This is a genomic window from Clostridium hydrogenum (assembly GCF_021432385.1).
In the GTDB taxonomy this organism is placed as follows: Bacteria; Bacillota; Clostridia; order Clostridiales; family Clostridiaceae; genus Clostridium_S; species Clostridium_S hydrogenum.
The window spans coordinates 199,085-223,296 of the sequence record NZ_JAEACT010000004.1 but is presented as its reverse complement, the minus strand read 5'-3'; the positions used below and the strand labels follow the sequence as shown (position 1 = coordinate 223,296).

The following is a 24,212-nucleotide window of genomic DNA, read 5'->3' as shown; positions in this document are numbered from 1 at the left end:
GAGAATGATTTACGAGGGGGAAATGCAATGTTATTTAGAAGCAAAAAAGAAAAGAATGGTCAAGATATAACTTTAAATGAAAATGTTGAGAAAGTTGATGCAAAGGGAATTGAACAAAAGGAAGAAAAGGAAGAAAACACAACAAAATTACTTAAAAATGTAGCTGGAAAAATAAATGAAACTATAAAACAACATAATACTGTAAATAACCAACATGAAGTTCTTGGAGAATACGCAAAGAAAATAAAAAGTAATATGGTTGAAATTACTGATTTAACAGCTAAGTCTAGTGACGAAAACAGTAAGTTAAATGAAGATAGCGAAACATTAATCGAAGTTGTATCAAGGACATCAAGTAAGGCAAAAGAAGGAAAAGATGCAGTTAATAATATGAATTCTATAATTAAGACGTTAGAAGATCAAAATAAAAGGACATTTGATAGCATAAACGAGCTAGCGGATAAATTTAATAAAGTTAGTGAAATAACTCAATTAATAAACAATGTAGCTAGTCAGACAAATTTATTAGCTTTAAATGCAGCAATAGAAGCGGCTAGAGCAGGTGAACAAGGAAAAGGATTTGCTGTTGTTGCAGATGAAGTAAGAAAATTATCAGAAATGATTGCAGATAATACAAAAGATATTACTGAATTAATTGAGTCAATACATGAGGATACTAAAAAAGTAATAGATAATTCAAATAATAATAATTCAGCAATTTTAAATGGTGTAGAAGTATTTGATAAGGTAAAAACTTTTGTAGAGCATGAAATGACAAATACATCAGAAATAGATAATATTGTAAATGAATTTAAGAGTTCACTTTCTGAACAAAGCAAGCAAGTAGGAATGATTACAGGAAAAATACAGAGTGTTAATGAAATTTTATCATCCATTGATACTGCTTTAGTTAACCATATTTCTGAAGCTTCCAAAGTTGATAAAAAGTTAGCTGAAAGTGCCAAGGAATTAACAGGCTTTAGTGAGTAAGAGTAGAAATATAAAAGAAAGAACCGCGAGTAGTGGTTCTTTTTTATTTGGTTATTTTCTAAAAGCTAATGAATTTATGGAGTATTTGTGTAATAATGGATATGAAACCACTTTGAAGTTTATAGATAATTGGAATTTTAATAAATATATTAGAGAGCATAGAAGTGGTAGTAATTAAATTAAATTTTGGAGTATAATTCGATGAACGATAAAAATAAAAGTATGGTTGTAGCAGTTAATTATTCGATATTTATATTAGTAATGATAATAAACTGCATACGGAATAATGAAAATTGGATATATATAATAACACTATATTTTATTTTGATGACATTTTATACTATAAGTACTTTTTTTATGCACCATGATCAAGGTAGACATAAAAAATTGGGGCTGGCTGAAATTTTCGTGTATTTTATTGAGACATGTACTATATTTTTAGTTAATAGATTTGATAGTACATTAATATCAGTTGTTCTATATTTATTTATATTAGAAGATATAGTAATAAATGAAGGCATTATTTATGGGGTTTTTTCAACATTTATTTTGTATGGAGTGTCATCAATTTCTATTTTATGTAAGTTATATTATAATAGTAGTAAGGCTGTTATTAATATGCTTTTGTATTTGCCTGTTTATGCAGTGGTCTATGTAATATTTTTTCTCATAAATAGGCTTTTTAAGCAAAATAAAATTATAGAAAATTCTCTTAAAGATATAACCATTAAAAAGCTAGAAAAGGATAATATGTATGATGAACTTAAGTCAGCATATGACAGGGTAGAAGAGATAACTGCACTTAAAGAAAGAAATAGAATAGCAAGAGAAATACACGATACTGTTGGACATACACTTACAACAGTTTTAGTTGAAATGGAAGCGTGCAAAAGACTTATAGATAAAAAGCCAGAGCTTGCAAGTGAAAAGCTGGATTTAGCAGAGGGGCAAGTCAGAAAAGGACTAAACAGTATAAGAGCTTCTGTAAGGGTACTTGAAAACGGTGAAGATATTATGGATTTTTATTCAGATATTCAGTCTATTATAAATGAAACAGAAAAACATTCAGAGGTTATAATAAAATCTCAAATAGATGACAGCATAAGCTTAAGCAAGGCGCAAGAAAAGGTAATATTATCAGCGCTCTTAGAAGGGCTTACCAACGGAATAAGGCATGGAAAAAGTAGTGCATTTTTATTTAAGCTTTATTTAGATGGAAATCAGATAAAATTCTCGCTTGAAGATAATGGTGAGGGTACAGATATTTTTGTCCCTGGTTTTGGAATTAGGGCTATGATGGAAAGAGTTAAGGAGCTTAAGGGTAAGATTAGCATATATTCTAAAGCAGGAGAAGGGTTTGGAATTTATATTAATTTTAATATTGAAAAGTAGAAATTACAAATATAGTGTTCAGCGTAGCTGACACTATTAAGTTTTAAGATTTACCTAAGCGAAGCAAAAGGTAAATCATCATTAACTGTCCACTATCAACTGTAAATGGGGTGTAATATGGAAACAATAAACATACTTATAGCAGATGACCAAACACTTATGTGTGATGGATTAAAAACTATACTAGAACTTGAAGAAAATTTAAATGTAATGGGTACTGCAAAAAATGGAGAAGAAGTTTTAGAATTTTGCAAGGGAAATAAACCAGATTTAGTTCTTATGGATGTAAGAATGCCAAAGATGAACGGCGTAAAATGTACTAAAATTTTAAAAACACTGTATCCTGAAATTAAGGTTTTAGTTTTGACTACCTTTAATGATACGGAATATATAATTGAAGCTTTAAATTATGGTGCAGTTGGATATATATTAAAGGATATAGAAGGGGACGAGCTTATTAAGGCAATAAATGATGCTTATAAGGGCAGACTTATGATGCCAGCAAGTGTAGCTAAAAAGCTTGCCGAAAAGCTTTCAGAGAGTACAGTAGTTGTTAATACCCATAAGGAGAAGAAGGTTCTTAAAGACTTTTCAGAGAGGGAAGAAGAAATTGCAAAAATGATGACAATGGGTTTTAATAATAAACAGATAGCTTCCTCGCTTTTTATATCAGAGGGAACAGCTAAAAATTATATAAGCAATATTTATAGTAAACTTGGTACTTCGGATAGAATTGAAGCCATTAAGCTTTTAAAAAAGATGCTTCAAACATAGTTATTACAGTCATAGTTAAAATGACTGTGGTAACTTTTTTATTACTTTTAACTTTAATATAATTAATGTAGAGTACACAAAAGGATGTGTTATGGATTGAGGCCTTTATCCGTATTTAATTACAATAGAAATAACAAAATGAAATTTTTAACTTCAGTCATTCCAGTGGCGGTTGCAGTTAGTTTTTTATATATTTTAATTACCTTCGCTAAGGGTTCACAGCTTTCTATATACAGAACTATTTTGAATTTTAGAAATTATTCTCTATGTGTTCCCTATTTAAAAGAAAGAGGAATTTCTGAAGGTTTAGTGTCTAAAATAGAAAGTAATAAAAATGTAGGAAAAATAATTCCTATAAGAAAATATGGGATACAATATGATATACCATATGAGAATTCTGCTACTAAGCTTTTAGCAGTTAAAAATAAAGATATGGATTATTTACTTAAAAAGAGCCGTGACAAAATAATTCAAGGAAGATTACCGGAAGATGGTAAAAATGAAATTGCAATTAACTATTATGAAGCAAAAAATCAAAAGATTAGGCTTAATGATATAGTTGGAGGGAAATGCTGCAAACTTACTGATATAGATGGAGAATACAAGGTAGTTGGAATAATAAGTGGAGAAAATTTGTTTTCTATGTTATCAGCAAATGATGAGTCTATGCCAAATTATAAAAATACAAGTGGAGCAAGTTTAAATGGGTTTATTGTATTCCCTAAAAATGGACGCATAAGCGAAATGAATAAATTTCTTGAAAGGCTTCCTAAAAGACAAATTACTGTAGAAACACTGAATAATCTAAATGACGAATTTAATAAGTATAAAGAAGGTTCTGGGATAATTAATGTTTTAATTATAGGTTCTATTTTTTTAATGGTAGTTACAGTTGGAAGTTCAAGGTATGTGCAATTTTTTAACAGGAAAGAAGAGCTAGGTATATTAAATGCAATAGGGTACAGCAAGAAGAAAATTTTAAAAAGAGCTTTAATTGAAATTTTTGAAATAAATGCATTATCGTATTTTTGCGGCATAGTAATTGGAATTGGCACAAGCTTTTTTATTGAGAAATATGTACTTGAAGCTTCAGGATCAGTAGGCGTTACTTTTGATGCTGCGGCATTTATAATTTCTCTTTATATACCGCTTTTTACAGCACTTTTTACTGTAGTACCTATAAATATCATGATAAATAAATTAGATCCAATTAGCATGATTGAAGAAGAAAGTTAGAGGTGAAAAAAGTGAGTTTAAAGATGGAAAGTGTAAACCTTGTTTATGATATAGGAAAAGAGCTTCAAACCTATGCACTTAAAGATATAAACATTTCGCTTGAGGGTAATAGGATAATTGGAATTATGGGACCATCAGGAAGTGGCAAAAGTTCACTTTTATACACCTTTGCAGGATTAAAATGTCCAACTTCAGGAAAGGTTTATTATAATGAAGTTGATTATGCTGCAAGTTCTTCTGACAAAAATGCAGAACTTAGAAGAACGGATTTTGGATTTATCTTTCAAAAGCATTTTTTAATAGATTATATGACAGTTCTTCAAAATGTGCTAACACCTATAAATGATGATAGTAAAGAAGCAAAAATGAAAGCAGTAACTATACTTGATAAGCTTCAAATACTCAATATTTCAGGGAAAAAACCGCATCAATTATCAGTTGGACAAAAGCAAAAGGTTGCAATTGCAAGGGCATTTATAGGAGAGCCTAAAGTAATATTTGCAGATGAACCTACAGCAGCGTTGGATCATGAAGCAGCTGTATCAGTTATGGAGTTCTTTAAAAGTTATGGTAAGGAAAAAATGATTATAATAGTAACTCATGATAAAACTATACTTAAAGATGCAGACAGCATAATAAATATGTTTGATGGCAAGGTAGCGTCTATTGAGAAAGGAGATAAAAATCCATGAAACCTCTTGGAACTGGAAGTTATTTGAAAAACAATGCAAAAAAAATCTTTCCTCAATTTATTTGCATACTTTTAAGTGTATACTTTGTTTATTTAATTTCAGTTATATTTTATAGCAGTATATATGGTATGAATTCTTATGGATTAAATATAGTAAAAAATGCCGTTACTGTAGATGTTAATTCTAAGTACAGGCTTCCAGAAGATGTAGTGACTATGTTAAAAAGCAATAGTGATATAGGAGGATTAATACCCATAGTAAGTAAAACTGGGCAGTTTCAATATAATTCTATTCTTACATATAGTGATGGAAATGTTCTTAATGTTTTTGCAGAGGATATAAAAAAACTTCTTAATTTATTTCATATGAAAGTTGTAAAAGGTAGACTACCTAAAGGCGGCAAAAAAGAGGTAATCCTTCCTATGAACTTTGCTAAGCAAAATAAAATAAATATTGGAGACCACCTTGGTAATAATCCTGATTTAAATACTAGTTTTGATGACGATTATAAAGTAGTAGGAATAACGGACGGACCATGTAGTTTTATGGTTACATCTAGCAATATAAAAATTAGTAGAAATGAAGCTTTAAGACAGCATATTATTGTTCCATTAAAAAATGAAAAGCAGGCAATTGTCGTAAAAAAACTTAAGAATATTGGAGAAAAAAATATAACTGTTTTTGATTATGAAGATTTAAAAGAGCAGCTTGCTTCCCAATATAAAAGTGTAAATACAATTAAGTTTATTTTGGACGGACTTATTGTTTTGGTTCTGTGTATTTCAGTTTCACATATAAACTCTGTTGTGCTTTTAAATAGAAAAAAGGAATTTTTGATTTTAAATTTAATTGGCTATAAGAAGCTTCAAATTTATAAAAAAATATTAAAGGAAAGTGCTGCTATTGATGCAATTGCTTTTGTTGTAGGAGTTTTAGCAGCAGTACTTACTGCAGAAATTTTAAATATAACCCTATGGGAGCCACAAGGAGAATATGCTGTGATTTTTAAATTTGAATACATTTTTACGGCGGTTTTAATTCCAGTATGTGTTTTTATAGTAAATACGATAGTAAGCTTAAAAATGAGTAGATGGACATTTTCAAAAGTATAAATTTCAACATTCCAGATTTTTTATCTATATAAGTTATCCTAATCATACAAATTGTGACTGTGGTAACTTTTTTATTACTCAAAATTCTATTAAAGTTATTAAAGAGTTATTGTACCGAAACTTAAGTTATACATGTTTTAAAATGCCATGTTTTGGGCATTATGAGGCATGTATAATTTAATAGTTGAACTGATAACTCTATAGATATTTTGGAAAGGAGTAAAAGAAAAGTATGATTAAAGGCTATATTAAAAATCATAAGATATTATCATTTGTATTTTTAACCTTTTTATTTAGTTGGACTATGTGGGGAATATTATATAGTTCATCTATAGGTATTATTGATAATAATATTTATAAAAAATATTATGTACTTTTGGAATGTTTAGGAGCGTCAGGTCCAAGCATTATATCGATAATTATTACAGCTTTTTTATACAAAAAGAAAGGATTAAAGGCATTACTTACTAGGCTAACTAAGTGGAGATATAATTTAATATATTATTTAATTGCAGTTTTTTATTGGATAGCATCACTTTATGTTTCTTATTTAATATGCAAATTTTTGGGCAGCAAGGGTGAAATTACTTTTACTAATGTAAAAACATACTATATTCTAGAAGGTTTTATGATTACTTTACTTTTGGGAGGTCCTTTGGGAGAGGAAATTGGATGGAGAGGTTTTTTGCTTCCAAGACTTCAAAAAAAGTTAAATCCGTTTTGTTCAAGTATAGTACTTGGCATCATATGGTCATGTTGGCATTTGCCTTTATTTTTTATTGTTGGTACAGATCAATATGGAGGTTCATTTCTTTTATTTATAATGACAACAACTATTAATGCAATAATAATTACATGGATATTTAATAGAACAAATGGAAGCTTGATTTTCCCCATATTGTTTCATACCTGCAGTAATATGGCTGCTGGTCTTTTAGTTGGATCATATAACTTTGCGATTGCAAATATTTATAAGTTTTCTATTGTACAAATAATACTTATGATTTTTGTTGTAAGAGATATGTTTAAACAGAGCAAATTTGATATAATATATAAATAGAGAATTTAATATATGTGAGGAGAGTGCTTATATGAATTCAGCACAAGCTGCTCTTAAATTAAAAAAGATAAAAGGAATTGTTGCAGTAGCACAGTTCGGAAGTTTTGGTACGGAATATTTTATTGATGGAAAAAGTGATATAGATTTGGCTGTTGTAGTTGAACCAAATGTATCTTATATGGACACTTTAAATTTAGAAGATGACATATTGCCAATATTTTGTGAAGAATACAAATATGATAACATACATTTGACATTTGTATTATTTAAAGAGTTTGCTGGCAAATATGCAAGGTTTGCAGTTGATAGTGATAACATTATAGTAATTGACGAAAATAGGTGGTTTGATTTTCAACATTATGTATTGAAATTTGCAAGGAATAATAGAGAATTTGAAAGAACTTTAAAAATAGATGAGCAGTACACTTATTTTGGAGGGATTATAGATGAGTCCGTATTATAAATATAAAAAGGAAAAATTTTATGATAAATATAAAAGTGCAAGTGAGACTTTAGAAGATTTAAAAAGTGCTTTGTTAAAGTATAGAGAAAATAATGATAGAATAATAAAAAGAGCTATATTTGCTTTCTTTCAAGATTTTTGTGAATATATTATCGATATGTGTGAAAGTTATATTGTAATTAACGATGGAAAAGTAAGTGCAAGCAATTCATCTCTTGAGTTAATACAAAGGGCACATGAAATGAATTTTTTTGATGAAACTCTAAAAAATTATCTTTATGATTGCGTAAGGCTTAGAAATAGATGTACTCATGACTATTATAAGAGAGAAATGAGTGAAAAACAAATAGAAGAATTTTGTTATTCAAGAGTTTTATACTTGGACATATTTTTAGAAAATAGTAAGGATAATGTTATATTAACCTATAAAAATAAATAGCATATTAAAAAGTTACTACAAGTCATATAAATTGTGACTGTAGTAACTTTTTTATTACTTATGCTTTAGATATTATCATAGTGAAGGAAAATTAAAAAACAAGTGTACTACATGAATAGTACTTATATACAATGTGGGTAGGGTGGTTTATAAAATGAATAAAAATGTTAAAATAGCTTCAATTTCTTTAATTGCGGTTATCATAGGAGTAATTTTAGAGCAGATTACAATTAATTTTTTTGGTAGCCAAGGTTTAAGTATATTAAATAATCCTGTACTTTTAAATGCTATTTTAGAAATTGTGATTATGGTTATTCCTTGTTTTGTTGTAAAGAAATTTAGTAATGAAAAGTTCAATTTAAGGCTTATAGGAATAACATTTCATGGACAAATGAAGAATATATTTTTCGGAATGGTCATTGGTTTTGCAAACATTATGGTTTTATATTTAACCCTTTGGAGAATGAAGTTTATGAGCTTTAAAGGCTTAGGCTTTGAATTTTACACAGGAAGTGAAGTTATAAAGAGTGTATTTAATGTTTTTCTTATAGCAATTTTTGCAGGAATTTGTGAGGAGATTTTTTTTAGAGGAGTTTTATTAAATTACTTATCTAAAGCTAAAGGTAATTTATTAGCACTTATAGTGAGTTCAGTTATTTTTGCTATATTTCATGCAACTAGGTATCACGATTTTTTTATGTTAGCTAGTGTTTTTATAACGGCAATTGTTCTAGGGTACAGTTTTATATATACTAATTCTTTATGCTTGGGAATTGGAATTCACTTTGCAGTGGACTTTTTTACTAATTTAGTAGGCTTTAATGAACCTAATCTTTTTATAATAAATTTAAGTGATAAATTAAACTCTTATAGCGCTGATAAAATTGTTATTTGTGGGCAATCTATTGTATTGATTTTTGTTTTTATGTTGATTTTTGGGTTGAAAAAGGTAAGGCGGGGGAATGAATATGAGTTTAAGGAAACTAGATAAAAATTTTAAAATTGCAATTATGACGCTTATTTTAACCGTAATTTCTGCAGGCATATTTGGAGGTTTTACTTTAATTATGAGTAAAACAAAGCTTGAATTATTTAATAATGGGATAGTAAATACTTTGATTTTAGAGATAATAGTTACAATTGTACCTTGCTTAGTAGTTAAAATAAACAGTGGTGGAAAATTTAATTTAGAACTTATTTCTATGAAATTTGAAGGGAATAGTTCAAGTAATTTATTTATAGGTATGGGAATTTCGCTATTTATGATTACAACTTTGGTAGTGACTTTAATGGTTACTAGAATTATAAGTATTAAGGGCTTTGGTTTTGAATTTGCACCAGTGAATAAAGTGCTTTGGTCTGTATTTTTAGTTTTTTTAGTTGCAATTTTTGCAGGGATTTGTGAGGAAATATTTTGTAGAGGAATTTTGCTTAATTATTTAGCTAAGTGGAAAGGTGAAATTTTTGCTTTAATAGTAAGTTCTATTATATTTACAGCATTTCATATTACCCGTTATCAAGATATTAATTCTCTTACTAATGTTTTTCTCATGGGGATTATACTTGGAATTACATTTATAGTAACAAAATCATTGTATATGCCTATTGGACTTCATTTTGCATGGGATTTTTATTTGGATCTTTGGAGCACTGAAAAAGACCCATCGCTATTCGTAGTAAATTTAAATAATAAATTTGGAATTAATTATATTGATAAGGTTGATGGATGGGAACAGATTATTATAAAGCTTATTATAATTATAATTTTTATAGCCATATATATCAAAATAAGAAATCAGGCAAGGGAAGTGACATAAATGTATAGATTAAAAGAAAAGTTAAAAAATAAGCAAATATTATTATTTTTAATTACAACTTTTACAGGTACTTATTTGCTTTGGGGAATTTTATTACTATCGTCTAAAGGAATCTTAAGTAAAGTAATATATAGAAATAGTGCTTATAATACTTTTCTTCATGTATTAGGTGCAAGTATGCCAAGCATTATGGGGATAGTTTTTACAGGTTATTTTGGTGGAGTGAAAAAAATAAAAAGATTATTAAAGAAGCTTACTAATTGGAAATTTAATATAATTTTTTATTTACTCTCATTAGTAACTTTAAATGCACAGTTATTTTTAAGCTACTTCATATTCAGTATTGTTGGATTTAATATAAAAGTTTTTGTCAATCACAGTTTCCAAGGCTTTAAAACAGATACTATTTTAGGTATCTTTGTTTTATTTATAGTGATAGTATTATTTGGAGGACCTATTCAGGAAGAATTTGGTTGGAGGGGTTTTTTACTTCCAAGGCTTCAGAAAAAATTTCATCCCGTTTTTTCTGCTGTAATTGTAGGAGTAGTATGGTCAATTTGGCATCTGCCAATGTTTTTTATTTCAGGCAGTGGATATAATGATTTTTTAATTTACATGGTAGAGACTATAATATTATCTATAGAAATTACATGGATTTATAATAAAACAAATGGGAGTTTGTTATTTCCAGTTTTAATTCATGGGATTGATAATACTTATGGAGTTGTATTAGGTACTTCAGGAAATAAAACTATGTTAGCTTATATAGTGGTTATAGTAATTGCTTTTTTTATAGTAATAGATATGTGTAGGAAGAATCAAAAGGGGGTATGGAGATATGAATAAAAAAATAAAACATTTTGTTATTAGTTTAATTTGTTCAATTATAATATTTAATTTGCTAGGTGCAAGTATTGCTATGGCAAAAGGTAATATAAAAAATTTTAAAAATAAAATGGACAGCTTGGTGCCAGAATTATTAAAACGCTACAATGTACCAGGAGCGGCAATTGGAATAATACAAAATGGAAAAGTTGTTTATATTTTAAATTATGGTATGGCAGATAAAAGTAAAGGCAAAGCGGTTGATAATAATACAATATTTCAAGTAGGCTCTGTTTCAAAAACTTTAGCTGCATGTGGAGTTATGCATTTAGTTGAGGAAGGTAAAATAAAACTTGATGATCCTGCTGAAAAGTACTTAACACGTTGGCATCTGCCTGCTTCAAAATTCAACAAGAACGATGTAACAATAAGAAGATTGCTAAGTCATACTGCTGGATTATCAATACATGGATATGCTGGAACTAAGCCAGGAAAAAAGCTTGATACATTAGAAGAGTCTTTATCAAAAGGAGTGAAAATTATAGTAAAACCAGGCAGTGAATTTTTGTATTCTGGCGGAGGGTATACACTGCTGCAGCTTATAATTGAAGAGGTTACAAAAAAGCCATTTGATAAATACATGTATGAAGAAATTTTAAAGCCTTTTGGAATGGGGCATAGTACATACAGCAATAATATTACAAATTCTAATATGTCAAAAGCATATGGTGTATTAGAACAAACACTGCCAAATTATAATTTTACAGAGGAGGCAGCGGCTGGTTTAAAAACTACAATACCAGATTTCTCAAAGTTTATTTTAGCAATGATGGATGGAAATAATGGGGAAGCAAGAGGGCGTAGTATACTTAAAAGTCAAAGTATAGATCTAATGTTTACACCAGTAAAATCAGATTATGGATTTGGATTTTTTAATGATAAGTTATTAGATGGCAATACTTTAATATCGCATGGAGGTGCTAATATTGGTTGGCGTGCTCAATATGGGATGATTCCAGAAAAGAAGGATGGACTAATTATATTTACCAATAGTGATAATGGGCAGAATTTAATAGATGATATTTTTAATTATTGGGAACAGTATGAAACAGGTACTATGCCACAGCAATATTATACTAACAAAAAATTAAGAAGCTATTTTTTATATGCAGCTGCAGCATTAGTGGTTTTACTAGGTATTTATATATTGTTTTTTGCTGTAAAATTAAAAAGTGGAGAAAGAATATTCTTTTCAAAAAATACGAAAAAATCCTATGTTAAATTAAGTATAAGAGTAATAATGATATTACTTTTTACAGGTATATGGTGTGTTTTTTTCTATATACTTGATGCTGCTTCGATGATGCCATATGGATTTAATAAGATAACTTGTGCCATTATAATGTGGAGTGTAGTATTATTTATAGCTGGGTTTTTTCCTAAAGTATCAAGCAGTTTAAAAAAGTAATAATTTTATGATAAAATTAATGGAGGAAGTGATGCAAATTGAAAACAATGTTAATAACAATAGGAAATATTATTTTAGTGATATTAATGTTAATCTTATATACGAGCCTATGGCATTATATTGGCAAAAAGGGAAGCAAAATATTGTTTTATGGGAAACAAAGTTCAAAAATTTATTGGATTGTATTTTGCTTTTTTGCCTTTTCCTTCATTTTAGCTGCTATAGCAAGGAGCACAATATCAATAAACAATAGATTTACTGGAATTTTAACTACAATAGGTGCAGTTTCAATAGCTTTATTTTTTTATCTCATAATTTTATTTCCACTTACAGATTTGATGAAGTTTATTCTTAATAAGCTTGGTTTCAATGGAAGTTTAAGAAATTATTTAAGTATGGCTTATGGAAGAGGAATATCAATTTTTATAGTAGTTATAATTATATTTTGTTTTGGATTTTGGCATGCAAATCATCAGTCTGTAACTAACTATAAATTAAGTATAAATAAAAAGGCTGGAAATATAAAAACTCTTAATGTTGTAATGGTTGCAGATGTACATATGGGAATAATGGTTAGAGAAAATGGACTTAACAAAATGGTAAACTCCATAAATAAGCTTAAGCCAGACATAGTTTTTTTCTGTGGAGACATGGTGGATGAAAGTACCCCTACAAGCCTAGAGGTGTATTTTAGCAAAGAATTTAAAAATATAAAGTCTAAATATGGAGTTTATTCTATTACGGGCAACCATGAATATGCTGGAAATGTCAGCGAAACTATCGATTATATGAAAAAAGCAGGGGTTAAAGTTCTTCAAGATGAAGCTGTTAAGGTTAATGATAGCTTTTATGTAGTTGGGAGAAATGATGCAGCTAGCGGAAAAAAGGTAAAGCTTTTAAGTGAAATTTTAAAAAATGTAGATAAGTCTTTTCCAATAATAGAATTAAATCATAGACCAGTTGCGTTAGATGAAGCCGAGAAGAATGGAGTTGATTTGCAGCTTTCAGGACATACTCATGAAGGACAAATTTTCCCATTTAATCTTGTTACAAAAGCAGTTTTTAAAGATGATTATGGATACTTAAAGGAAGGAAATTTTAATTTAATCGTAACATCAGGCTATGGAACTTGGGGACCCCCTATAAGAATTGGAACTAAAGGGGAAATTGTTGATATTAAATTACAATTTCAAAAGCAGAGTAGAGAGTAGAGTGAAGGATGATTTACCTTTCGCTTCTCTCAGGTAAATCTTAAACTTAAATGTCCTCAGCTTCGCTGAGTGCCATACATCGCGCAATTGCGCAGCAATAAAAAAATAAGTTTTTACATTTTTCTTAGTGCTAGCGGAGAAAAATCAACCATCACTCTACTCTCTACTCTTTACTCTCTACTCTGCTCATAAGATTTCTCCATCCTTTAAGTTTACAATGCTTGTTCCATAATCTGCAGCTTCTCTAGAGTGAGTAACTTGAACTATTGTTTTGCCTAAGTTTACATTGATTGTTTTAAAAAGTTCCATTATTTGAGTGCCAGATTTTGAATCTAAATTTCCAATGGGCTCATCTGCTAGTATTATTTCTGGGTCAAATATTAATGCTCTTGCAATGGCAACTCTTTGCTGCTGACCGCCAGATAATTCTCTTGGAGTGAATTTTCGTTTTGTTGTCATATTTATTATGTCGAGGATTTCATTTAGCTTTTTCTCATAATGCTTTGGGTTTTTGCCATCCAAAAGTAGAGGAAGAAGTATATTATCTTCTACATTTAAATTTGGAACAAGGTTATAAAATTGAAAAACAAAGCCTAAATCTCTTCTTCTCATTATGCTTTTTTGCTTTTCTTTCATAGAAGAGAAATCCTTTCCTAAAATAGATACAGTACCATTGCTTGGATTATCAAGACCCCCTAAAAGATATAGGAGAGTGGATTTGCCACAGCCAGAAGGTCCCATAATGGATACGAAGTTGCCTTTTTCAATATTTAAATTTATATTTTTAAGGATATTTATTTCTTCTTTAGCTAGTTTAAAAGTTTTATACAGGTTTTTAGTTTCAATAATGCTATTCATAATATACACCTCAATTTATTCATATTTTAATTGACTAACTATTTTTAGGTTTTTGCTCTTTACCAAAGTTGGTACAGAGGTTATAAAGGTTAGTAAAATTACTGATACAACAACAAAAGGAAGAATGTTAAAGGGATAACTAAAATCCATGTCAAGTACAAGGTATTTAAAGATGTCATGGAGAAGTACAATTATTAATGAAGCTGAAATAAAGGAAAATATAAGACCTATAAGTGTTTCAATAAAACTTTCGCATAGTATCATAAGATTTCTGTTTCCATTAGTTAAACCTATAGAACTTAAAACTGCCATTTCTCTTTTCCTTTGAAGAAAGCTTAAGGATATATTACTAAGAATACCGAAACCACCTATTATCATTGTTATATAAGAAAAGATACTTAGAAGGCTTACTATTTGTTTGCAGCTTTCTGAATCATGGTTAATTGAATCCTGTCTAGTTGAAATAGAAATTGGAAGTCCTTTTAATTTTTTCGTAAGATCACTTTTTAATTTACTTACAGAGGAATTAGTACTAATAAAAAATTCATCGCTGTACTTTATATCAAAATGTTTTTCAGCAGCTTTGTAAGAAATCAAATTAACGTTGCCCATATTCATAAATTTAGCATCAACTATAGAAAGAACTTTAAAAGTTTCTTTTTTGTTATCTAAATATAAATTTATTTTATCTCCTTTTTTTATGTCATACCTTGTTGATATTTTTTTTGAAATAATGATTCCATTTTCATTATCATCTAGTTCATCAAGCTGTGCATTTTTATCAGTATAATTTAAATAATTATCATAGCCTTTAAAATTTTGAGGCTCTATACATAGGACATTTATTTCTTTAGAAGCATCTCCGTTTAAATTTGCATATACATATTGGCGTTTGATAATTTTAGAATTTTTACTTGAGTTTTCTATAATATCATTTGAAGCTTTTAAAATATTTGCGTTTTGTGAATTTACGCTTACAATTAAATCAAAATTAAGTTTTTTATAAACTCCTGTAAGAATATCATTTAAAGATAAACTAAAGGACATTATCATAACAATTGATATTACAAAAACTGAAATAAGCCTTATATTGTTTAAAAGAATTTTAGAAGTCCTCACATTGTTTACTGAAAGCATAAGCGTGGAATTTATTTTCCTAAATAGTCGTGTAAAAGGATAAAGAATAATGTCTACTAACTTTGGAATTATGATGATTACTCCTACAAAACCTATAAAAAAGGCAGGGAGGGCAGTTACATAAGGTCTTTGGCCTTTTATATTTCCACCTAAAAAGTGGAGAATAATAGATATTACTACGAGAATAATTCCGATGATAAAACTTTTAATAGATATTTTGTTTGATACTCCAAAGTTGTTCAATATAACTTCTTTTACTGGAAGCTTTTTTATTGATAAAATTGGAATTAAGGATGAAATTATTGATACTATTAGTGAAAGCACAAGGCCACATAAAAAGTATGAATAATTAAATGACACCGCTACCTTTATGCCTTCATCCTTAAAGGGATTTGTGAAGTTTGAAGTTAAATAAATAATGACAGCACCCAAAAGATCTCCTAAAATACCTCCAATAAATCCGTAGGTAAAACTTTCTTTTAAAAGCAGAAGAACAATATTTAATTTAGTGGCTCCTGTGCTTAAAAAGGTTCCAAAAACGGATAATCTTTCTGTTATTATCATTTTGAAAGAACTGTAAATTATAAATATACTCATGATTAAAACTATGCAGAGCATAAATAACATGCAGATTTTTATAGTTAAAGCTTGAGAGTCAACTTCGCTTTGATCAACCAAAAGTTTTGCAGTAAAGTTTGGATTTTTGTTGTTGAAATTTTTAATCCAAGTATTTACTGAAGATGTTTTTATAGCTGCATACATTGAAGTATACTTATTATTTTCGCCATAAATATCACATACATTTTTAGTTGGTGTAATTAATATAAAATTAGAAGCTGTATCAGACAAAAATAGTCCAGTATTTGAAGCTATAGCTGAAATTGTATATTCTTTTGATTTGCCAAGTGTATATAAATTTAATTTATCTCCAAGTTTTAATTTAAGAGAGTCAGCAGTTTTTTTTGATATAATAAGCTTGCTGCCGTCAAAGGGTTCTAAATTTAAATGCTTCAAGATTTTTATGGATTTGAATTTTTTAAAGTCTGTTAAAGTAGTTCCAAGCATATTAAAGGTTTTTGAGTCATCACTTTTTACATAACCATTAACAGCAGCAGTTTTGAAGCTATCATTTATGCCGGAAGTATTAAAATCTGAAGCTTTAAAAAGTGGGTCTTTAGCTTTTGAATTTGCACTAATTTCAACATTGAAATTTTCATAGGCACCTTTTAAAGTATTTACATAACTATTTGTTATAGAATCTGAAATTCCAAGTGAAGCCACTAAAAGAGCTGTGCTTATAATTATAGAAAAGAATATAAGAAGCATTCTTCCCTTTTTTTCAAGTATAGAATTTAAAAGATACTTTGATAAGATATTCATACTAATGAACCTCCATTTTATTATTAGGTTAGAAAACTGTTTTTTAGGTATTTGAAACAATATGTTTTGAGCGTGAGTATACTACCAATCTTTGTGTAAATAAAGTTATTCCGTAATAAATTAGTAATGTAGCCTGACCGGTATGTCCAGCGTAATCAATTGTGAAATGAAGTATTAATGATGCAATCCATAATACTATGGTTAGTAAAGTCCCTTGGCGAAATAGGATAGAACCCTCATACCATAATTTCACTGTGTAGGCTCTTATAGCACCCATAGCAACTGCTAGAATAAATAAACTTATTAAAATTGATATTAGTGATATAAAAGTTAAAGTGTGAGTATTAAAATAGTTTTTTAGATTTGATAGACCTAATACTATAAGAATTATTGGAAAAATTAAATTCATGTCATTACGTACTTGTCTAACTCTAACTTGATTATAAAATATTATAAATAACACTAATAAACCAATTAGTACATTACTAATATAATTGCTCATTTTTTAATTACCTCCAATTATCTATATCTTTATATACCTCATTTATAATTTATAACGAAACGAAGATAGGTTAAATGTGAAATAAGTAACATTCTGTGAAAAAAAATAAGCACTTATGTTACTTTAGTAACATAAATGCTTACTTTTTAAAACATAGCTTCCTTTAGTAAGTTTAGCTATTTTTAAAAGAATGTTGATGTCATAAGCTCATATCAACTTTCTTTTAAAATATAGCCTTTTTTAAAAATCATTTTTTAGAAAAAGTGCAGATAATTGAGTTCTTCTTTGTAAATTTAATTTCTTTAAAATTTTTGAAATATAATTTTTAACTGTACCTTCCGAAATAAAAAGAATGTCTGATATTTCATTATTACTTTTTCCATCAATAACAAGCTTCACAATGTCTTTTTCTCTAGCTGTTAATAAATTTAAAATTTCAGCTTTGTTTGGTTTTGAACTTTTATTAGATAAAGCATTTACAAGTTTTGGAGTAACACTTGGATCAAACATCATTTTATTATTAAAGGCTTCTTTTATGCTTTTTATAATATAGTCAATTTCGCTGTCCTTGAGTAAATATCCGCTAATACCACTCTCAATTCCATCAAAAATATAATCATCTTCGTTAAAAGTGGTTAATATTATTATTTTGATGTTAGGGTAATCTTTCTTTACGAGATTTGAACATTTTATTCCGTCCATTTTTGGCATTCTTACATCCATTAGTATTATATCTACAATATGTTTACCTAAGTTTTCAAGAACTTCATAGCCATTTGAGGCTTCAGATACTACTTCTATCTCATTGTCTAGACTTAATATCTTTTTTAAGCCTTCTCGTACAATTAATTGATCATCTGCTATCATTACTCTAATCATTTTTAATTTGCCTCCTTTGGTAGGAAAACCAGCTCGACTATTAAGTTATACATGTACCATAATGCTTTGATGATAGCATTTTGAAACATGTATAACTTAAGTTTCGCATTGGTTTCCATTTATTAAGGCCTTTATAATAAAGCCTTTATTTTTAGGACTTTCAAAGGTTACGGTTCCGTTAATACTTTCTATTCTTTCAGTAATTCCGTTAAGACCATTCGATTTAACTATACTTTTGCAACCTTGTCCATTATTAGCAATAAGTAATTTAATTAACGATATATTCTCAGCAGAAACTATTAATTCTACAGAAATATTTATTTCAGAAGGGTTGCCGTGTTTTAAACCATTGGTTATTCCTTCTTTTATGGTTGTAAGCAAAATATCTTTTATGTGTTCTGATTCATTTTCTATTGATGTATCACAGTCAAAATTAATTCTTACTATTCCTAATTCGTTAAATTTTTGAATTATGCTTTTTACTTGTTTCTCAAAATTAAAATTTTGATCTAGCTTTCTTAAATTATATACCGTATTTCTAAGAGTATCTATGCTCTCTTTTACTAAAACATCTATATCATCAAGTTCTTTATCTATTTTATTGGTGTCTTTTATAGCTTTTAAATATCTAATATTCATAGAAAGAGCCATAAGTGAATGTCCTATAGAATCATGAAGTTCTTGGGATATTCTGTTTCTTTCATTTGAAATTAAGAACTCTCTTTCTTTAAAAGAATACTCTATTAAATTAGCGTTTAATATTTTTAGTTTATCTCTATCCCATCTAAGTTTATGAATTGAGTAAAAAGTTATGAAGGTCAGTCCATAAATTAAAAATGCAAAGGTTATAATATATAGGCTATTAGATAAAGTTTTTAATGATAGATCTCTAAAACAAATTATGAAAGCAAAAATTAAAGTATGGAAAATTAGAAATTTTATTCGTCTCGTACTATTCTTTATGTGAAATAAGTCACCAAGCAAAATAAAATAATATATATTATCACAGCTTCCTAAAATCCAAATTAAACTATAAGTAATTATGGAAATTATAAAAAAAGAGCTTTTATAGTCTTTGCTAGAATTTTGTGCATACAGTATATTTAATTGCACGAAAGTATAGATAATAAGAAAAACATCCAGTAGTATTAAAAAAAATGAGTAAGTGTGATTAATTTTATTGTTTCTGTAAAGTAGAAAGGCAGTGTATATCAAAAATACATACCTTACTTTAGGTTTTATAAAGGTCCATAAGGTGATTAGTTTATTCATATGAAAAAGTCCTTTCATCAATTCAGGCGTATTCTATAATTATTTTATATCAAAATTAAAAATATTGACAGAATCTATTGATAAGTTTATAATTTTTTATTGTAAACTAAATTTATCGTTTTAAGTTTACAATAAAAATTTAGGGGGACATTTTATGAAAATAAAGACAAAAGACATGATTTTAGTAGCATTGTTTGCAGCCTTGACGGCTGTAGGCGGATTTATTAGTATACCAATAGGAACTGTACCAGTCACACTTCAAAGCTTTTTTACCTTACTTTCAGGAATAATACTTGGACCATTCTTAGGAATGTTGTCGCAATTAATATATGTACTTATTGGACTTATAGGAATTCCTGTATTTGCAGGAGGAACAGGTGGAGTTTCAACTATTTTTACGCCTTCCTTTGGATATTTAATTGGTTTTATTATAGCACCGCTTCTTATAGGAAAAATTACAAAGACTCAAAACAAGTTGGGAATAATAAAAACAGTTATTGCATGTATTTTAGGAAGTTTGCTTGTTTATTTAGTTGGATTACCTTATATGTACATAATATTAAAGTATGTATCAAAAGTTAATATAAGTTTGTTAAAAACCTTCCAAATAGGATTCTTTGTATTTATCCCAGGAGATTTAATTAAATGTATTATAGCATCAATTATTGGAGTTAAGGTTTTGCCAGCAATAAGAAGAGAAAACTAATTATTAATAGTACTGCTATTTTTAACGTATTCTATAAATTTCATTGTTTTTTCTGAGAGATTTGAATCCTTATTATAGCCTATATTTATTGTTTTGTATCCAATGTTTTCTTTTATTTTTATTTTTGATAATGTATTTGTATTTATAAGTGGGGTATTTGGAACTATTGTTATACCAGCGCCAGCGGATACAAGACCAATTAGCATATTTGTCTCGCTTGGTTTGATAGAAGTAATATTAGCTTTGTTAATAAAATCAGTACAAGATATTTTTTTGTTAGTATTATTTTCACAAGCTATAATAAAATGTTCATCTTTAAGAGTTTTTAATGAAATTTCAGTTTTATTTGAGAAGGTATGTTTTTTAGGAACTATTAAAACATATTCTTCTTTTTTTACAGGAAAAGTATTAATATTAGAATAATTAGTACTGCTATCAATATCGTCATAAAAGCCTATATCGATTTTTTTATTTTTTAAGTCATTTAATATTTCTTCAGTTGATTCATTTATAAATTGAAATTTTGTATTAGGATAAAGCGTTAAAAAGCCACTTATCATAAAAGGGGTAAAATAAGTGCTAATACAGTGTGTAGAGGCAATAGAAATAATGTCATTATTTAAACCAGCAAGATTTTTTAATTCGTCAGTGCCAGTTTCAATTTCTTTAAGAGCTGCAATAACATGCTTTAAAAAACTACTGCCTAAATTAGTTAATTCTACATTTCGTCCATATCTTTCAAAGAGATTTACACCTAAATCATCCTCCAATTTTGCAATAGCTTTACTTAGGGCTGGTTGAGTTACTGATTCTAGTTCAGCTGCAATAGTAAAATTTTTTGTTTCTGAAAGTCTTTTAAAATAATATAATTGCTGTAAATTCATTTGACTACTCCTTCATTGTACTCTTCTCCACAAATTTGTAATTTAACAGGATATATTTGGCATTTGTAATTTCTATATTTAAAGTTGCCCATCTACATATTATAACTAAAAGTTATACAAAAGTGAATATTATTAATTGGACACAATTTAATATTTTGTGATAAAATCTGAAATGTAGTACATAATATATAAGCCCATAAATAAACTTACTATAAATTTTATTTATAAATGTAAAAAGGAGAGAAATGTAAATGATGAAAGTAAATACGGATAAATGTGTAGGGTGTAGCCAGTGTATTAAGGATTGTCCTGTAAGAGATATAGAATTAGTTGAAGGAAAAGCTAGGGTTAAAAATGAAACTTGTCTTAAGTGTGGACATTGTATTGCAGTATGTCCTAAAAATGCAGTGACTACAGATGAATATAGTATGGAAGAAGTAAAAGCTTATAATAAAGATGAATTTGAAATAGATGCAGATAAATTAATGAATTTTATTAAATTTAGAAGAAGTGTAAGAAGATTTAAAAATCAAAACATAGAAAAAGAAAAATTGGAAAAGGTAATAGAAGCTGGCAGATTTACACAGACTGGTACTAATGCACAAGATGTAGCTTATACAGTAGTAACAGAAGGAATAGACAAGCTAAGAAATATGGCATTGGATAGCTTAAAGAACTCTGCTGAAAATATTTTAGGAAATTTAACTCCAGAAAACGAAAAGTATAAAGTCTATGCACAGATGTGGTTAAATATGTACAATGCATTTAAAGCAGATGCTAAAAATGATAGCTTGTTTTTTAATGCACCAGCTGTAATAGTAGTAACAGCAAATTCTCAGGTTGATGGTGCACTAGCTTCTTCAAATATGGAGCTTATGGCAGATGCCGTTGGACTTGGAACATTTTTTAGTGGTTTCTTCGTTGTAGCTGCAAAAGGAAATAAAGAAATAAAAGATTTTCTTGGAATAAAGGAAGGAAAAGAAATTGTAACTTGTATGGTTCTTGGATATCCTGACGTTAAATATTTTAGAACTGTACCAAGAAAAGAAGCAGATGTTTTGTGGAAGTAAACATTGCGAAGTAAGTATATTCCAGGATATTAAATAAAATTAATAAATCTAAGGCAAAAAACTTTAAAAGTCTAAGAAGTTTCAATAACTCGCTGAAAGGATGCTCAGACAATTGAAACATCTAAGACTTTTAAAGTTTTTTACCTAAGATTTATAAAATTTTATTTAAATTATCCTGCAATATACTTACTTCGCATTACACGTGGTTTAATGTAAAAATTCCTACGTGCCTACGGAATTTTGATATCATGCAGAAACAATAATTATTCCTCAAATAAATAAATTTACTGTATTAATTTTATTTAAAATATTTCTTCGACACTCGTATGCCACATCATTTTTTTAACGCACCTGTCCCATGTTATTTTGATAGTTTCACTACATCCTTATTTCTGTGCAATGTTTAAATGAATTTGTATTATAAAATTCACAGTTAAAAAATTTTTTCTGTAACATTTAGTTGATATTACTGCAAAAATTGATCATAATAATTAATATGAATTGTATATTGATTAGGCTATGTTTTAAATAAGTGTGAAAATCAACACTTATTTAAAACATAGCCATTGATTAAAGTGGCATACCTTTATAGATATACCAGCTCAACTGTTAAAATTTATTTGCACCAAAATTCCCGGAAAATGGTACTTTGGTACAAATAAATTTTAAGTTTTGCAGTGGTTTATCTTTAGTTATTGCAGTCACAGTTAAAATGACTGTGGTAACTTTTTTATTACTTTTAACTTTAATATAATTAGAGATATACTACTTTAAAAATCTAAATTGCTAACTCCAAATTTATGCCTGTAAATTACAATTTTTAGAGCAGAGTACAAAGTACAAAGTACAGAGTACAAAGAAGGATGATTTACCTTTCGATTCTCTCAGGTAAATCTTAAACTTAAATGTCCTCAGCTTCGCTGAGCGCCATTAATGGCGCGATTGCGCAGCAATAAAAAAATAAGTTTTGAGATTTTTCGTAGCGATAGCGGAGAAAAATCATCCTTCATTGTACTTTGTACTCTGTACTTTGTACTTTGGCTTCTCCTCGACAAATTGTAATTTGTCAGGATACATTTGGCATTTGTAATTTCGCTGTTTCAACAGGTATATCTATAAGACAATGGGGTGATAAGGTGGAAAAAGAAGTTTTAACACTTGAAAATGTACATAAAACTATAAGTGGTAGGAAAATTATAAAGGGTATAAGTTTTTCAATAAAGGAAGGAGAGGTGTTAGGGTTTTTAGGACCAAATGGAGCAGGCAAATCTACTACTTTAAGAATGATTGTAGGACTATCAAGGCCATCTTCTGGAAAAATAGAAATTTGTGGACATTCTATAGTTAAGGATTATGTGAAGGCAATGTCGAATGTAGGCAGTATAATAGAAGGACCAGATTTATATGGTTATATGAGCGGTATGGATAATCTAGAAATGCTTGCTGCAATGGATAGAAATGTAACTAAAAAAGATATTTTAGATGCAGTTAAATTGGTAGATATGGAAAAGCATATAAAGGACAAGGTCAATACTTATTCACTTGGAATGAAACAGAGGATGGGGCTTGCACAAGCAATAATGAAACATCCTAAATTACTTATCTTAGACGAACCTACAAATGGACTTGATCCTGCTGGAATAAATGAACTTAGAAATTTGATTAAGAAACTTTCTAAAGAAGAAAAAATATCTGTTTTGATTTCAAGTCATCTTATAGCTGAAATTGAACTTATATGTGATAAGGTTTCAATTATAAAGGATGGAAGTATACTTAAGAATGCATCTGTTGATGAATTAATTAATACAAATGAGGTGTTTTGGCAGTTAAGCGATAATGAAAAAGCTTGTAAAATCCTTAAAGAACAATGGGGAATATCCGCAGAGATAAGGAATGGAAAAATTGAAGCGGTTATTGATGACGAAGAAATAATAGATGAAATTAATTCCTGCTTTATAAAGGAAGGATTAAAAGTTAAGTTTGTGGATATAAAACACAAAAATCTAGAAGATTTATTTCTAAATATTACGGAAGGGAAGTAGGAG

Annotated in this window: 24 protein-coding genes; 18 read left to right on the top strand and 6 right to left on the bottom strand. The window is 28.4% G+C overall.

The annotated features are described in order from the left end of the window. The first annotated feature begins 27 nt into the window (after positions 1–27). The 15 genes from CUEA01_RS19355 (at position 28) to CUEA01_RS19285 (ending at position 13,479) form a co-directional block, all read left to right on the top strand. Entirely contained in the window at positions 28–990 is a 963-nt protein-coding gene (locus CUEA01_RS19355) for a methyl-accepting chemotaxis protein (protein ID WP_234123569.1), read from the top strand. Continuing rightward, positions 983–1,168, top strand: a complete 186-nt coding sequence (locus CUEA01_RS19350; protein WP_234123568.1) for a hypothetical protein — start codon at positions 983–985, stop codon at positions 1,166–1,168. Before CUEA01_RS19355 ends, CUEA01_RS19350 begins: the two co-directional genes overlap by 8 nt. Before the next feature lie 23 nt (positions 1,169–1,191). Further along, a complete protein-coding gene (locus tag CUEA01_RS19345) occupies positions 1,192–2,382 on the top strand; it encodes a sensor histidine kinase (protein WP_234123567.1) in 1,191 nt (396 codons plus the stop codon). A gap of 117 nt (positions 2,383–2,499) precedes the next feature. Further along, on the top strand, positions 2,500–3,156 hold the full coding sequence (locus CUEA01_RS19340; RefSeq protein ID WP_234123566.1) for a response regulator transcription factor: 657 nt from the start codon (positions 2,500–2,502) through the stop codon (positions 3,154–3,156). Between the two features lie 138 nt (positions 3,157–3,294). Beyond that, the gene (locus CUEA01_RS19335) at positions 3,295–4,392 is read left to right on the top strand and encodes an FtsX-like permease family protein (RefSeq protein WP_234123565.1); all 1,098 of its coding nucleotides are present in this window, start codon (positions 3,295–3,297) and stop codon (positions 4,390–4,392) included. A gap of 11 nt (positions 4,393–4,403) precedes the next feature. Next, a complete protein-coding gene (locus CUEA01_RS19330) occupies positions 4,404–5,084 on the top strand; it encodes an ABC transporter ATP-binding protein (protein ID WP_234123564.1) in 681 nt (226 codons plus the stop codon). Further along, the gene (locus CUEA01_RS19325) at positions 5,081–6,196 is read left to right on the top strand and encodes an ABC transporter permease (protein ID WP_234123563.1); all 1,116 of its coding nucleotides are present in this window, start codon (positions 5,081–5,083) and stop codon (positions 6,194–6,196) included. The genes CUEA01_RS19330 and CUEA01_RS19325 overlap by 4 nt, the downstream gene beginning before the upstream one ends. A 232-nt stretch (positions 6,197–6,428) precedes the next feature. Continuing rightward, positions 6,429–7,256: a CPBP family intramembrane glutamic endopeptidase gene (locus tag CUEA01_RS19320; protein ID WP_234123562.1), complete on the top strand. Its 828-nt coding sequence runs from the start codon at positions 6,429–6,431 to the stop codon at positions 7,254–7,256. Between the two features lie 31 nt (positions 7,257–7,287). After that, complete coding sequence (locus CUEA01_RS19315) at positions 7,288–7,719, top strand: nucleotidyltransferase domain-containing protein (protein WP_234123561.1); 432 nt, start codon at positions 7,288–7,290, stop codon at positions 7,717–7,719. Next, positions 7,703–8,158, top strand: a complete 456-nt coding sequence (locus CUEA01_RS19310; RefSeq protein WP_234123560.1) for a HepT-like ribonuclease domain-containing protein — start codon at positions 7,703–7,705, stop codon at positions 8,156–8,158. The genes CUEA01_RS19315 and CUEA01_RS19310 overlap by 17 nt, the downstream gene beginning before the upstream one ends. Positions 8,159–8,312: 154 nt before the next feature. Then, positions 8,313–9,149, top strand: coding sequence for a CPBP family intramembrane glutamic endopeptidase (locus tag CUEA01_RS19305; RefSeq protein WP_234123559.1), 837 nt, complete (start codon positions 8,313–8,315; stop codon positions 9,147–9,149). Further along, entirely contained in the window at positions 9,127–9,975 is an 849-nt protein-coding gene (locus CUEA01_RS19300; protein ID WP_234123558.1) for a CPBP family intramembrane glutamic endopeptidase, read from the top strand. The genes CUEA01_RS19305 and CUEA01_RS19300 overlap by 23 nt, the downstream gene beginning before the upstream one ends. After that, complete coding sequence (locus CUEA01_RS19295) at positions 9,976–10,821, top strand: CPBP family intramembrane glutamic endopeptidase (protein WP_234123557.1); 846 nt, start codon at positions 9,976–9,978, stop codon at positions 10,819–10,821. Continuing rightward, positions 10,814–12,268: a serine hydrolase domain-containing protein gene (locus CUEA01_RS19290; protein ID WP_234123556.1), complete on the top strand. Its 1,455-nt coding sequence runs from the start codon at positions 10,814–10,816 to the stop codon at positions 12,266–12,268. The genes CUEA01_RS19295 and CUEA01_RS19290 overlap by 8 nt, the downstream gene beginning before the upstream one ends. A 38-nt stretch (positions 12,269–12,306) precedes the next feature. Next, positions 12,307–13,479: a metallophosphoesterase gene (locus tag CUEA01_RS19285; protein WP_234123555.1), complete on the top strand. Its 1,173-nt coding sequence runs from the start codon at positions 12,307–12,309 to the stop codon at positions 13,477–13,479. 186 nt (positions 13,480–13,665) lie between these two features. Here CUEA01_RS19285 and CUEA01_RS19280 read toward each other — a convergent pair whose 3' ends face one another. The 5 genes from CUEA01_RS19280 to CUEA01_RS19260 form a co-directional block, all read right to left on the bottom strand. After that, a complete protein-coding gene (locus CUEA01_RS19280; RefSeq protein ID WP_234123554.1) occupies positions 13,666–14,337 on the bottom strand; it encodes an ABC transporter ATP-binding protein in 672 nt (223 codons plus the stop codon). Between the two features lie 15 nt (positions 14,338–14,352). Next, complete coding sequence (locus tag CUEA01_RS19275) at positions 14,353–16,854, bottom strand: ABC transporter permease (protein ID WP_234123553.1); 2,502 nt, start codon at positions 16,852–16,854, stop codon at positions 14,353–14,355. 43 nt (positions 16,855–16,897) lie between these two features. Further along, positions 16,898–17,356, bottom strand: a complete 459-nt coding sequence (locus CUEA01_RS19270; RefSeq protein WP_234123552.1) for a hypothetical protein — start codon at positions 17,354–17,356, stop codon at positions 16,898–16,900. Between the two features lie 240 nt (positions 17,357–17,596). Next, positions 17,597–18,235 carry a response regulator transcription factor gene (locus tag CUEA01_RS19265; RefSeq protein WP_234123551.1) on the bottom strand — a complete coding sequence of 213 codons (639 nt, stop codon included), beginning with the start codon at positions 18,233–18,235 and terminating at the stop codon, positions 17,597–17,599. Between the two features lie 96 nt (positions 18,236–18,331). After that, a complete protein-coding gene (locus CUEA01_RS19260) occupies positions 18,332–19,348 on the bottom strand; it encodes a sensor histidine kinase (RefSeq protein ID WP_234123550.1) in 1,017 nt (338 codons plus the stop codon). A gap of 313 nt (positions 19,349–19,661) precedes the next feature. Here CUEA01_RS19260 and CUEA01_RS19255 point away from each other — a divergent pair, with 313 nt between their 5' ends. Then, positions 19,662–20,213, top strand: coding sequence for a biotin transporter BioY (locus CUEA01_RS19255; RefSeq protein WP_234123549.1), 552 nt, complete (start codon positions 19,662–19,664; stop codon positions 20,211–20,213). Here CUEA01_RS19255 and CUEA01_RS19250 read toward each other — a convergent pair. Next, positions 20,210–21,097 (bottom strand): LysR family transcriptional regulator, encoded by an 888-nt coding sequence (locus CUEA01_RS19250; RefSeq protein WP_234123548.1) that lies wholly within the window; start codon positions 21,095–21,097, stop codon positions 20,210–20,212. The two genes, CUEA01_RS19255 and CUEA01_RS19250, sit on opposite strands and share 4 nt — an antisense overlap. 251 nt (positions 21,098–21,348) lie before the next feature. On the opposite strand from CUEA01_RS19250, the gene CUEA01_RS19245 reads away from it, so the two are divergent. Both CUEA01_RS19245 and CUEA01_RS19240 read left to right on the top strand, forming a co-directional pair. Beyond that, positions 21,349–22,167: a nitroreductase family protein gene (locus CUEA01_RS19245; protein ID WP_234123547.1), complete on the top strand. Its 819-nt coding sequence runs from the start codon at positions 21,349–21,351 to the stop codon at positions 22,165–22,167. Between the two features lie 1,136 nt (positions 22,168–23,303). Next, positions 23,304–24,209: an ABC transporter ATP-binding protein gene (locus tag CUEA01_RS19240; RefSeq protein WP_234123546.1), complete on the top strand. Its 906-nt coding sequence runs from the start codon at positions 23,304–23,306 to the stop codon at positions 24,207–24,209. The last annotated feature ends 3 nt before the right edge of the window (positions 24,210–24,212 follow it).

Coding starts and splice junctions, on each gene's coding strand:
- CUEA01_RS19245 (WP_234123547.1), top strand. CDS start 21,349: ATGATGAAAGTAAATACGGATAAATGTGTAGGGTGTAGCCAGTGTATT.
- CUEA01_RS19305 (WP_234123559.1), top strand. CDS start 8,313: ATGAATAAAAATGTTAAAATAGCTTCAATTTCTTTAATTGCGGTTATC.
- CUEA01_RS19265 (WP_234123551.1), bottom strand. CDS start 18,235: ATGATTAGAGTAATGATAGCAGATGATCAATTAATTGTACGAGAAGGC.
- CUEA01_RS19275 (WP_234123553.1), bottom strand. CDS start 16,854: ATGAATATCTTATCAAAGTATCTTTTAAATTCTATACTTGAAAAAAAG.
- CUEA01_RS19280 (WP_234123554.1), bottom strand. CDS start 14,337: ATGAATAGCATTATTGAAACTAAAAACCTGTATAAAACTTTTAAACTA.
- CUEA01_RS19355 (WP_234123569.1), top strand. CDS start 28: ATGTTATTTAGAAGCAAAAAAGAAAAGAATGGTCAAGATATAACTTTA.
- CUEA01_RS19320 (WP_234123562.1), top strand. CDS start 6,429: ATGATTAAAGGCTATATTAAAAATCATAAGATATTATCATTTGTATTT.
- CUEA01_RS19325 (WP_234123563.1), top strand. CDS start 5,081: ATGAAACCTCTTGGAACTGGAAGTTATTTGAAAAACAATGCAAAAAAA.
- CUEA01_RS19345 (WP_234123567.1), top strand. CDS start 1,192: ATGAACGATAAAAATAAAAGTATGGTTGTAGCAGTTAATTATTCGATA.
- CUEA01_RS19300 (WP_234123558.1), top strand. CDS start 9,127: ATGAGTTTAAGGAAACTAGATAAAAATTTTAAAATTGCAATTATGACG.
- CUEA01_RS19290 (WP_234123556.1), top strand. CDS start 10,814: ATGAATAAAAAAATAAAACATTTTGTTATTAGTTTAATTTGTTCAATT.
- CUEA01_RS19340 (WP_234123566.1), top strand. CDS start 2,500: ATGGAAACAATAAACATACTTATAGCAGATGACCAAACACTTATGTGT.
- CUEA01_RS19310 (WP_234123560.1), top strand. CDS start 7,703: ATGAGTCCGTATTATAAATATAAAAAGGAAAAATTTTATGATAAATAT.
- CUEA01_RS19250 (WP_234123548.1), bottom strand. CDS start 21,097: ATGAATTTACAGCAATTATATTATTTTAAAAGACTTTCAGAAACAAAA.
- CUEA01_RS19335 (WP_234123565.1), top strand. CDS start 3,295: ATGAAATTTTTAACTTCAGTCATTCCAGTGGCGGTTGCAGTTAGTTTT.
- CUEA01_RS19315 (WP_234123561.1), top strand. CDS start 7,288: ATGAATTCAGCACAAGCTGCTCTTAAATTAAAAAAGATAAAAGGAATT.
- CUEA01_RS19295 (WP_234123557.1), top strand. CDS start 9,976: ATGTATAGATTAAAAGAAAAGTTAAAAAATAAGCAAATATTATTATTT.
- CUEA01_RS19270 (WP_234123552.1), bottom strand. CDS start 17,356: ATGAGCAATTATATTAGTAATGTACTAATTGGTTTATTAGTGTTATTT.
- CUEA01_RS19255 (WP_234123549.1), top strand. CDS start 19,662: ATGAAAATAAAGACAAAAGACATGATTTTAGTAGCATTGTTTGCAGCC.